The sequence below is a fragment of the Collinsella sp. AF19-1LB genome (assembly GCF_003459655.1).
In the GTDB taxonomy this organism is placed as follows: Bacteria; Actinomycetota; Coriobacteriia; order Coriobacteriales; family Coriobacteriaceae; genus Collinsella.
In genome coordinates this window covers 1-11678 of the sequence record NZ_QRWO01000030.1, presented here as the reverse complement: position 1 = coordinate 11678, position 11678 = coordinate 1, and the positions used below count along the sequence as shown (strand labels likewise).

The window sequence follows — 11678 nt, the reverse complement described above, 5'->3', positions numbered from 1 at the left end:
CTTACCAACGATAGTGAGAGAACGCGCGGTTGGCCTCGGCCATCTTGAAGACGTCCTCACGCTTCTTGACGGAAGCGCCCAGGCCGTTGGAAGCGTCGAGGATCTCGTTGGCGAGACGCTCGGCCATGGTCTTCTCCTTGCGAGCGCGGGAGAAGTTGACGATCCAGCGGATACCTAGAGCGGTGGAACGACGGGAGTTGACCTCCATCGGGACCTGATAGGTAGCGCCACCGACACGCTTGGGCTTAACCTCGAGCGTGGGCTTGACGTTGTCCATAGCCTTCTTGAAGGTAGCGAGAGCGTCGCCACCCTCGGACTTCTCGGCAACGATCTCGAAAGCGGTGTAAACGATGCGCTCAGCGGTGGCCTTCTTGCCGTCAAGAAGGACCTTGTTGATGAGCTGAGTCACCAGGCGGTTGTTGTAAACGGCGTCAGGCTGAACCTCACGACGATTAGCTGCTGCACGACGCGGCATGTGAAATCTCCTTAAGTGTCTACCGTGCGGCGCTTAGGCGGCACACGGCGAAAGTATCAAAACGTTATCTGGCTTATTTAGCCTTGGGGCGCTTAGCACCGTACTTGGAACGGGCCTGCATACGGTTCTGGACCGGAGCAGCGTCGTAGGCGCCACGGATGACGTGATAACGGACACCAGGGAGGTCACGGACACGACCGCCGCGGACGAGCACGATGGAGTGCTCCTGCAGGTTGTGGCCCTCACCCGGGATGTAAGCAGTAACTTCGATGCCGTTGACAAGGCGAACACGGGCAACCTTACGAAGAGCCGAGTTCGGCTTCTTGGGGCTCGTGGTGAAGACGCGGGTGCACACGCCGCGCTTCTGGGAGTTGTGCTGCAGAGCAGCGTTCTTGGACTTCTTGGGCACGGAACGACGGCCCTGGCGAACCAGCTGGTTAATAGTAGGCAAAGCGTACTCCTTCTCGAATGATTCCAGCTTTCTGTAAAGTGCAACGGCTTGAATCGAGGGGTCAGCATCCCCTACGAAACACGCAGTTCGATAGGATACGTGGCGTTAGCTGTGCCGTCAACAGACCACGCCGCCGGGCGTATCCCAAAATTGGCACATTTCCGCAAAGCCTACACAAAAGGAATCCCCTCCTGTGCGCGGGGGCGGATTCCCGGGCCGGGCGGCACAGGGGTTAAGTTTGCTGCTCTACAGTCCTGGCTCGCACGGAGGCCACATTAAGTGGCCTCCGGCTCGTGCGGAACTCGCGACAAACTTAACCCCTGTGCCGCCCGGGCCGGGGATCCGACGTGCTCGTCGGGGCAACGTTACCTGCCAAAAAGGGACAGGTTTATTTTGGTCGGTTTTATCTGGGGAAACGTCGCGCTCCAACGGTGATCTGCTCTCACCTGTCGCATGGAAATCGGCGGCGCTTTCGGAAGTATGCGGCAAATTCTGGACCCGCCGAGCGCACCGGGGTTTTGCGATAATAAACCCGCAGGTAGAGCGCTTGAGCATATACGGTGTGGTCGACCCATCAAGATTTTGCCGCATACTTCAGGAATGCAGGCGAATATCGTGCGGTCTAACCGCCCATTTACCGCAAAGAAGGCCGCTTCCCCTAGTAGAAAGCGGCCCCAAATCTTACGAATAGACGATGGTAAAGGGTTCCGACGTTTCGGCGCCCCCTGTTGAAGTGCAGCGTGTGCCTTCGAGCGTTACTGAAACCACTTGGTCGACATCAATCAACTTCGTTGGCACCCAGATGTTCTCTCCGCTATTGCGCGTATAAGAAAAATATAAGTTGAACGCCCCTGCGTCGTCATCTTCGATAATCTGCTCCGATCCATCCTTGTAGGTAACCGTCAACTTCTTCGTGACTGCGTCAATGCCCAGATCATCGATGTGCGTCTGAATGGAAAACGGGCTGATCTCGAGAGGCGTGTCATCGGAGCGGAGTTCCTTAGTATCGACGTACGCTCCAACGCTAAACTCGGGTGTCGATGCCTCGAACGGCTTCGCATCCTCTCCTTCGCCCTCGGTCCACGAGATATTCCAGGTGACCGCATGTTGAAAACCTCGCTCGCGATCCATAGAAGCAAAGTACATCGTGCCATTAATGACCGTGTCACTTGATGTGTCCTTATCAATTGTGCTGCGTGTGTCAGCCCATTCCTCGCCGAAGTTCATGCTGGGTGTACCGATGCCTTGTTCTTCTTCACCATAGAGAACAAGTTCGCCTGTCTCTGCTGCCGGCTTGTAGTAGTTAACACCATTTGGATTGGACAGCGTAAACGTCACAGCACCGCAGCCGTTTTGGTCGATAGCCATATCATGAATGTCGAGTGTATAGCCGTTGCCCTCGACGGACAGATTGACCTTCTGGACTGCACCCTCCAGGCTTTGGGGCGCGATACCATCACCAAACTCTCTGGTGTAGGTATATTTCGTCCCCGACGAGCCGCCATTTGTCCAGGTAACGGACTCTCCGTTGCCATGGTTTCCCCAGGCAGAGGCAAAATAACTGGAATTGACGACGGCGTAGGCGACCCCTCCGGTCGCCAGCACTCCGGCAAGACATCCGATCACGGCAACATACAGAGGCTTCGCGTGGCCCTTTCGATGAAGCGGCTCACCCGCAGCAGCATCAATAACACGGTCGGCAAGATCGCTATCGGCTTGGATGGACTCGAAGGCCTGCTTGATTTGATTGGATTTCACGGTCGCCCTCCTCTAGGATGAATTTGAGCTTCGATCGACCACGAGCTAAACGCGTTCGAACGGTCGCGGCTGGCACATGCAGTAACTCGGCAATTTCTGAAGTCGAGAAGCCCAGATAGTAATAGAGCACGATAGGAACACGGAATCGCTCCGGAAGTCGCATAACGTCTGACAGGACCGCCTTGGTCTCCTCCTGCGCCGTCGAAAGCGAATCGGCCAGATTCTCAATATCCTCCACGCGCCTCCACGGCTTTCGAAAGAGCGATTTGCATTCATTGATCGTGACCCGGATAAGCCATCGACGAAGATGCTCCCAGTTTTCAAATTGCGCGTCGCTTTTGAGCAACTTAAGAAAGACGTCTTGAGCGACATCGTCGGCGTCAGCGCGATCACGCAGATACGTCAATGCGATCCGAAACACGACATCCCGGTGGTCTTCGACCGCCTGTCTAAAAGCTTGTTCTTCCATAATCACCTCCCGGTGACATTAATGGTTCTCGATGAGGCCCTCACCATAGATACGCTCTTGTCGGGCGAAATGTTTCAAATTCAAGCATGAAAAGCCGACCAAAATAAACCTGTCCCTTATTGGCAGGTTTTCTTCAACGAAAAAGACCCGCTCCCCTGTTGGGAAGCGGGTCTTTGGAAGGGCGGTTAACGTACTAGGAAATTATTCCTCGTCGTTGTCCTTGGCCTCTTCGGCGTCGTCGGTGTCTACGAGCTGGTTGAGCAGCTCGTCGAGGGAAGCCATGTCCTCGTTGATGGCACCGTTGGCGGGAGCCTTCTTGTCGTCGATCGGGGCGCCCAGGAGCTCCTCGTCGGCGTCGGCGTGATGCGTCGGCGTGGCGGAGGTGCCCAGCAGGATGTCGTCCGGACCGTCGGGGCTAAAGACCATCTGCAGCAGCTGCGAGAGGTCTTCCTCGTCGGCAACGTCGTCGTTGTTCTCGAGGATGTAGAGCAGGTCGTGGGCCTCCAGGCCGTCGCGGAGCTCCTCGATCGCCTTGGCACCGATGCCATCGATGCGCAGCAGATCCTCCTCGGACTTGCCGACTAGGTCGCCGACCGTCTCGATGCCGACCTCGCTGAACTTGTTGGTCCAGCGCTGCGACACGCCCAGGTCGTCGAACAGGTACAGGCGAGCCTTCTCGGCGGAGATGGTGTGGCCGTTGCGGGTGAACGAACCGTCAGCACCACCGAACTCGTCGTAGCCGGCCCAGTCGAGCTGCTGCGGGAGCTGCTCGTCCAGGTCCTTGAGCTCCACAGGAGCCCACTCGGGCAGCGACTTGGCGTTGGGCGAAGCCGGGCCATCGATGTCCACGTAGCCGTCGGCCGTACGATACGTCAGCTTGGCGTTGGCATACGGCTTGAGGCCGGTACCAGCCGGGATCTTCTTACCGACGATGACGTTGGACTTAAGGTCGAGCAGGTGGTCGACCTTGCCCTCGATGGCAGCCTCGGTAAGGACACCGGCGGTGCGGATGAACGAAGCGCTCGACAGCCAGGAGTCGATGTTGGACGCGACCTTGAGCGTACCCAGGATGACGGGCTCGGCCACGGGAGCCTGACCGCCCAGACGGGCAACGCGCTCGACCTCGTCGGCGAACTCGTAGCGGTCGACGTACTGACCAAGCAGGTACTTGGAGTCGCCGGGGTTGGTGATCTGAACGCGACGCAGCATCTGACGTGCGAGCACCTCGATGTGCTTGTCGTTCAGGTCGACGCCCTGGCTGGTGTAGACGTCCTTAACGCTCTCGACGAAGGTGTGCATCGTCGACTCGATGTCGGTCAGCTTGCGCAGGTTGCGGAAGTTGACGAAGCCCTTGGTGATCTGGTCGCCGGCGCGAACCTCGCAGCCGTCCTCGATCTCGGGCATAAAGCGCACCGAAGCGGGGACGCGACGCTCGTCGAGGACTCGGGTGTGATCCTCGGAGTCGGTGAGCGTCAGCACGTACTCGGACTTCTCGGGCTTAATCGAGAGGTGACCGGAGTACGGAGCCAGCTCGGCCTCGCGACCCAGGATCTTCTCGTTGACGTTGCCGACGATATCGAACATACGGCTGACCGTAGGCAGACCCTGCGTAATATCGTCGACGCCAGCGACGCCGCCGGAGTGAATGGTACGCATCGTAAGCTGCGTACCGGGCTCGCCGATGGACTGGGCGGCAATAATGCCGACCGCGGTACCGATGGCGACCGGACGACGGGTGGAAAGATCCCAGCCGTAGCACTTCTGGCACACGCCGTACTTGGAGCGGCAGGTGAGCAGCGCGCGGAGCTTGACCTTCTTGAGGCCCGCATCGACCATCTTCTGGATGTCGGCGACCTTCTCGATGTAGCCGTCCTGCTCAAAGAGCACGGTGCCATCGGGAGCCACGACGTCCTCAATGAAGCAACGGCCGACGAGGTCGGTGTTGAGGTCGGTGGTGCCGGGGATGATGAGGTTGTAGGTGACGCCCTCGTGCGTACCGCAGTCCTCCTCGCGGACGATGACGTCCTGGGCCACGTCGACCAGACGACGGGTCAGGTAACCAGAGTCCGAGGTGTGGGATGCGGTATCGACCAGGCCCTTACGGGCGCCGTAGGTCGAAATGAAGTACTCGAGCGGCAGCAGGCCCTCGCGGAAGTTCGCCTTAATGGGAAGGTCGATCGTCTCACCGGACATGTCTGCCATCAGGCCACGCATGCCGCCGAGCTGACGCAGCTGGGTCTTAGAACCACGGGCGCCGGAGTCGGCCATCATGTAGAGCGGGTTCTCCTCGTCGAACATGTCGAGCATGAGCGCTGCAACCTTATCGGTACAAGCGGTCCACTCGTTAACGACTTCGATGTGGCGCTCCGTCTCGTTGATGAAGCCCTCCTCGAAGTACTCGTTGATCTGGTCGACGTTGGCCTGGGCGCGGTCGAGCAGCCCCTGCTTCTCGGCAGGGATGAGAGCGTCCCACACCGAGATGGTGAGGCCGGCGCGGGTAGCGTAGTGGAAGCCGGAGTACTTGATGGCGTCGAGGATCGGGCCGACCTTGGCCTCGGGGTAACGATCGCAGCAGTCCGCAACCAGCTTAGCCACGTCGCCCTTGACCATCTTGTAGTTCATGAACTCATAGTCTTCGGGCAGGCACTGGCGGTTGAAGATGATGCGGCCGATAGAGGTCTCGAAGCGCGCGGTCTTGTTGCCGGTGACGTCGTAGTCAACAAACTCGTTCTTGCCGTTCTTGACGCGGAAGATACGGGTGCCGTCCTCGTTGATGACGTTGGCGTTCTCGGCGGACACGCGGACCTGGATCTTGGCCTGCATGTCGACCTCGGAGCGGCAGTCATAGGCGTGCAGCGCGTCGTCGAAGCTCGAGAACACGTGGTTCTCGCCCGGCAGACCGTCGCGGACCTGGGTCAGGTAGTACACACCGATGATCATGTCCTGCGAGGGGATGTTGACCGGCTTGCCGGATGCCGGCGAGCGCAGGTTGTTCGCAGAGAGCATGAGCACGCGAGCCTCGGCCTGAGCCTGGCTGGACAGCGGCACGTGGACAGACATCTGGTCGCCGTCGAAGTCGGCGTTGAAGGGCGAGCAGACCAGCGGGTGCAGGTGGATAGCCTTGCCCTCGACCAGCACCGGCTCAAAGGCCTGGATGGACAGACGGTGCAGGGTCGGTGCACGGTTGAGCAGCACGACGCGGCCGTCGATGACCTCTTCGAGGATGTCCCACACAAAGGTGGCACCACGGTCGATAGCGCGCTTGGCGCCCTTGATGTTCTCGACCTTGCCAAGCTCGACCAGGCGCTTCATGACGAAGGGCTTGAAGAGCTCCAGCGCCATGGTCTTGGGCAGACCGCACTGGTGCAGCAGCAGCTTGGGGTCGGTAACGATAACCGAACGGCCGGAGTAGTCGACACGCTTACCCAGCAGGTTCTGACGGAAACGACCCTGCTTGCCCTTGAGGGCCTCGGCGAGCGACTTGAGCGGGCGACCGCCACGGCCAGAGACCGGGCGACCACGACGGCCGTTGTCGAACAGGGCGTCCACGGACTCCTGGAGCATGCGCTTCTCGTTGTTCACGATGATCGCAGGGGCGTCCAGGTCGAGCAGGCGCTTGAGTCGGTTGTTACGGTTGATCACGCGACGATACAGGTCGTTGAGGTCGGACGCGGCGAAGCGGCCGCCGTCGAGCTGGACCATCGGGCGCAGATCGGGCGGAATGACCGGGATGACGTCCAGAATCATGTTCGCGGGGCTGTTGCCGCCCTTCAGGAAGGCGTCAACGACCTCGAGGCGCTTGACGGCCTTCTCGCGCTTCTGCTTCTGGGAGTCCTCGTCGGCGATGATGGCCTTGAGCTTCTCGGCCTCGGAAGGAAGGTCGATGGCAGCGAGCAGGTCGCGGACGGCCTCGGCACCCATGCCGCCCTTGAAGTACATGGAGTAGTAGCGGGTCATCTCGCGGAACAGCGGCTCATCGGAGATGAGGTCGCGCTCGGTGAGCTTCATGAAGGCGTTGAAGGCGTCCGTGCGGAGCTGCTTCTCGTCCTTGCACTCTTCCTCAATGTCGACGATGCCAGAGGCGATCTCCTCGGGGGTCAGCGGCTCCTCGTCGGAGAACTCGTCAAAGTTCTCGGGGTCGCCCTGCTCCTTGAGGGACTCGATCTGGCGGGCGCACTCGGCATCGATCTCTTCCAGATCGGCGGCGAGCTCCTCGCGCAGGTCGTCGGCGTCGGCCTCGCGGGCCTCATAGTCAACCTCGGTGATGATGTAGCTGGCAAAGTACAGAACCTTCTCGAGGTCCTTGGACTTGATGTCGAGCATACGGCTCATCGGGAAGCTCGTGGGGCTCTTGAAGTACCAGATGTGGGACACGGGAGCGGCGAGCTCGATGTGGCCCATGCGGTCGCGACGCACCTTGGCCGAGGTGACCTCGACGCCGCAGCGCTCGCAGACGATGCCCTTAAAGCGGATGCCCTTGTACTTGCCGCAGGAGCACTCCCAGTCCTTGGCGGGACCGAAGATCTTCTCGCAGAACAGGCCATCCTTCTCGGGCTTGAGGGTACGGTAATTGATGGTCTCCGGCTTCTTGACCTCACCGTGCGACCAGGAACGGATCTGGTCGGCGGAGGCAAGGGAGATCTTTACCGAGTCAAAATCAGTAGCTTCGAAATCTGCCACAGTCAACTACTCCTTATCAGTGGTCGTGGCGGCGACAGCCTCGGGTGCCTCGGCGGTCTCGGCATCCTCGGCCTCGACGTCGGCGTCAACGCCGGCGAGCGCAGCCAGGTCGTCGAGAGCGGAGGTCTCCTCGGCGGTCACGGGGGCGGAGGCGTCCTCGTCGGCATCGTGCATGGGCTCGATGTCCAGTGCGAGGGAGCGAATCTCCTTGACGAGAACCTTGAAGGACTCGGGGATACCCGGGACCGGAACATTCTCGCCCTTGACGATGGACTCGTAGGTCTTGACGCGGCCCACGGTATCGTCGGACTTGACGGTCAGGATCTCCTGCAGGACGTTGGAAGCACCGTATGCGTACAGTGCCCAAACTTCCATCTCGCCGAAGCGCTGGCCGCCGAACTGGGCCTTGCCGCCCAGAGGCTGCTGGGTAACCAGGCTGTAAGGGCCGGTCGAACGGGCGTGGATCTTGTCGTCGACCATGTGGCCGAGCTTGAGGATGTAGGACGTACCCACGGTAATGGGCTCGCGGAACTCCTCGCCGGTGCGGCCGTCGAACAGACGGGTCTTGCCGCGCTCGTCAAGCTGGGTGACGAACTCGGGACGCATGTGATCGCCAAAGGCAGCGGTGGCCTTGTTGAGCATGTTCTTGTTGGCACGACGGATGACCTCGGCGATCTCGTCCTCCTTGGCGCCGTCGAAGACGGGCGTGGCGGTGAAGAACGGACCGGGGACGTACTTGTCGGAGTCGGCCTGCTCGGTATCCCAACCGCAGGCAGCAGCCCAGCCAAGGTGGCACTCGAGCAGCTGGCCGACGTTCATACGCGAAGGAACGCCCAGCGGGTTGAGAATAACGTCGATCGGGGTACCGTCAGCCATGTAGGGCATGTCCTCGACCGGCAGAACGTTACAAATAACACCCTTGTTGCCGTGGCGGCCGGCGATCTTATCGCCCTGCTGGATCTTACGACGCTGGGCGACGTAGACGCGCACCTGCTCGTTGACGCCGGGGGCCAGGTCGTCGCCGTTCTCGCGGCTAAAGCGGACGACGTCGATGACGCGGCCGTAAGCGCCGTGAGGCATCTTAAGGGAGGTGTCGCGGACATCGTGCGCCTTGGCACCGAAGATGGCGCGCAGCAGGCGCTCCTCGGCGGTCAGAGCGCTCTCGCCCTTAGGCGTGACCTTACCGACCAGGATGTCGCCAGGGCCGACCTCGGCGCCGATACGGATGATGCCGTCCTCGTCGAGGTTGGCAAGCATGTCCTCGGATAGGTTCGGGATCTCGCGGGTGATCTCCTCGGGGCCGAGCTTGGTGTCGCGGGCGTCGATCTCGTGACGGGTGATGTTGATGGTCGTCAGCAGGTCCTCGGCCACCAGGCGCTCGGACACGACGATACCGTCCTCGTAGTTAAAGCCTTCCCACGGCATGTAGGCCACGGTGAGGTTCTGGCCCAGTGCGAGCTCGCCGTGATCGGTCGAAGGACCGTCAGCCAGAGGCTCGCCCTGCTCAACGGTGTCACCGACGCGCACGAGCGGACGGTGGTTGATGCAGGTGGACTGGTTGGAGCGCTGGTACTTGGCCAGGTGATACTCGTCCATGCCGCCGGCATGCTTGACGATGATCTTGGCAGCGTCGGCAAAGATGACCTCACCGGCGTTCTTGGCCAGGGTGACCTCGCCGGAGTCCAGAGCGGCGCGACGCTCCATGCCGGTACCGACATAGGGAGCGGCAGGGTGAACCAGCGGCACGGCCTGACGCTGCATGTTAGCGCCCATCAGCGTACGCTTGGCGTCGTCGTGCTCGAGGAACGGAATCAGCGTGGCTGCAACGGAGAGCATCTGACGCGGCGAGACGTCCATGTAGTCGACGTCCTCGACAGGCACGTCGGCGGGAGCGCCGAAGGAGCCGTCGAAGTCGCGGGTACGGGCGATCACGGTGTGCGGACGAACGATCTTGCCCTCGGCATCGGTCGTGATGAACTCGTTGGTCTTGGGATCGAGCGGCGTGTTGGCCGGCGCGATGACGTGCTTCTCTTCCTCGTCAGCGGTCATCCAGTCGATCTGATCGGTGGCAACGCCGTTCTCGACACGACGGAACGGGGCCTCGATGAAGCCATACTCGTTGACGCGGGCGTAGAGGGCGAGCGAGCCGATCAGGCCGATGTTGGGGCCTTCGGGGGTCTCGATCGGGCACATGCGGCTGTAGTGCGAATTGTGAACGTCGCGGACGGCCGTCGGCACGTTGGTGCGGCGGCTGGAGCCGGACTTGTGGCCGGCAAGACCACCAGGGCCGAGTGCGGACAGACGGCGCTTGTGGGTCAGACCGGTCAAGGGGTTCGCCTGGTCCATGAACTGCGAGAGCTGCGAGGAACCGAAGAACTCCTTGATGGAGGCCACGATCGGGCGGATGTTGATGAGCGACTGCGGGGTGATCTCGTCGATGTCCTGGGAGCTCATGCGCTCACGGACGACGCGCTCCATACGGCTCATACCGATACGGAACTGGTTGGCGACGAGCTCGCCGACGGTACGGATGCGGCGGTTGCCAAAGTGGTCGATGTCGTCGACCTTGAAGCCCTGCTCGCCGGCAGCGAGGGACAGCAGGTAACGCAGCGTCGCGACGATATCCTCGTCGGTGAGCACCGTGACCTCTTCCTCGGTGGTGAGGTTGAGCTTCTTGTTGACCTTGTAGCGACCGACGCGGGCCAGATCGTAGCGCTGCGGGTTGAAGAGCAGGCCCTCGAGCAGGCTGCGGGAAGCATCCACGGTGGGAGGCTCGCCCGGACGCAGGCGACGGTAGATCTCGATGAGGGCGTCCTCGCGGGTGAGGGCGGTGTCGCGCTCCAGGGTGCGCTTGATCACATCGGAGTTGCCGAGCAGCTCGATGATGTCGTCGTTGGTGACGGCGATGCCAAGGGCGCGCAGGAACATCGTGGCGCTCTGCTTGCGCTTACGGTCGATGGAGACCATGAGCTGGTCGCGCTTGTCGACCTCAAACTCAAGCCAGGCACCGCGGGACGGGATGATCTGGGCCTTGTAGATCTGCTTGCCCGAATCCATCTCGGAGCTGTAGTACACGCCCGGGGAGCGGACGAGCTGCGAGACGACGATACGCTCGGTACCGTTGATGATGAAGGTGCCCTGATCAGTCATCATGGGGAAGTCGCCCATGAAGACGAGCTGCTCCTTGATCTCGCCGGTCTCCTTGTTGGTGAGACGGACGTCGGTCAGAAGCGGAGCCTGATAGGTCATATCCTTCTCGCGGCACTCCTCGACGGTGTGCGCGGGGTCGCCGAACTGATGCTCGCCGAAGGTAACCTCGAGAACATGGTTCTGGCTCTGGATGGGGCTGGATTCCTTGAACGCCTCACGAAGGCCCTCGTCCTTAAAACGCTCAAAGGATTCCCTTTGAACAGAGATAAGGTTGGGGAGCTCCATGGCCTCCGGGATTTTCCCGAAGCTGACGCGCTTGCGCTCAGTGGCAGTGTATGCGTAGGTCACCAGGTTTTTCCTCCTTCACGGAAATGCTCGGTGGGTTGGCGAGGCATAGCTTCGCCAGTTATCGCAACCTAATAGTTTATCAGGTACCGACCGTTGGGCAAGAAAAGCCTTGACGCAATTGAGTTTTTGGAGTAGCAAAGTTTTTCGATAGAAAAGGTGCAGGTAGATACGTATGTATCGAACACCTGTTCATATATTTTCTGTGAACGAGACTGCTGGTGCGGACCGCTGAGTGACGGAATGGCGGCGAGGGTCGATCAAGCGGAAACTGCGTCCCGTTTTGAGGCCTCAAACTGGGACGCAGTTTCCGATTGAGGGTAGCGCGCAGAGATGTGGTGTAAGAGGCG

6 protein-coding genes are annotated in these 11678 nt (G+C 60.6%); all 6 read right to left on the bottom strand.

Going from position 1 to position 11678, the window contains the following annotated elements:
* Position 1: 1 nt before the first annotated feature.
* Positions 2-475, bottom strand: a complete 474-nt coding sequence (gene rpsG / locus DWX39_RS08985) for a 30S ribosomal protein S7 (RefSeq protein ID WP_006235013.1) — start codon at positions 473-475, stop codon at positions 2-4.
* A 73-nt stretch (positions 476-548) separates the two neighbouring features.
* Positions 549-926, bottom strand: a complete 378-nt coding sequence (gene rpsL, locus DWX39_RS08980) for a 30S ribosomal protein S12 (RefSeq protein WP_006235012.1) — start codon at positions 924-926, stop codon at positions 549-551.
* Between the two features lie 681 nt (positions 927-1607).
* On the bottom strand, positions 1608-2684 hold the full coding sequence (locus DWX39_RS08975; RefSeq protein WP_117759494.1) for a DUF4179 domain-containing protein: 1077 nt from the start codon (positions 2682-2684) through the stop codon (positions 1608-1610).
* The gene (locus DWX39_RS08970; RefSeq protein WP_233508924.1) at positions 2635-3153 is read right to left on the bottom strand and encodes an RNA polymerase sigma factor; all 519 of its coding nucleotides are present in this window, start codon (positions 3151-3153) and stop codon (positions 2635-2637) included. The genes DWX39_RS08975 and DWX39_RS08970 overlap by 50 nt, the downstream gene beginning before the upstream one ends.
* Before the next feature lie 201 nt (positions 3154-3354).
* Positions 3355-7833, bottom strand: coding sequence for a DNA-directed RNA polymerase subunit beta' (locus DWX39_RS08965; RefSeq protein ID WP_199411484.1), 4479 nt, complete (start codon positions 7831-7833; stop codon positions 3355-3357).
* A 6-nt stretch (positions 7834-7839) separates the two neighbouring features.
* On the bottom strand, positions 7840-11268 hold the full coding sequence (locus DWX39_RS08960) for a DNA-directed RNA polymerase subunit beta (protein WP_006235007.1): 3429 nt from the start codon (positions 11266-11268) through the stop codon (positions 7840-7842).
* Positions 11269-11678: the final 410 nt, after the last annotated feature.

What these genes read in the sequence shown, in the direction of transcription:
- rpsG (WP_006235013.1), bottom strand. Translation starts at nt 475, where the DNA reads ATGCCGCGTCGTGCAGCAGCTAATCGTCGTGAGGTTCAGCCTGACGCC.
- DWX39_RS08970 (WP_233508924.1), bottom strand. Translation starts at nt 3,153, where the DNA reads ATGGAAGAACAAGCTTTTAGACAGGCGGTCGAAGACCACCGGGATGTC.
- DWX39_RS08960 (WP_006235007.1), bottom strand. Translation starts at nt 11,268, where the DNA reads ATGGAGCTCCCCAACCTTATCTCTGTTCAAAGGGAATCCTTTGAGCGT.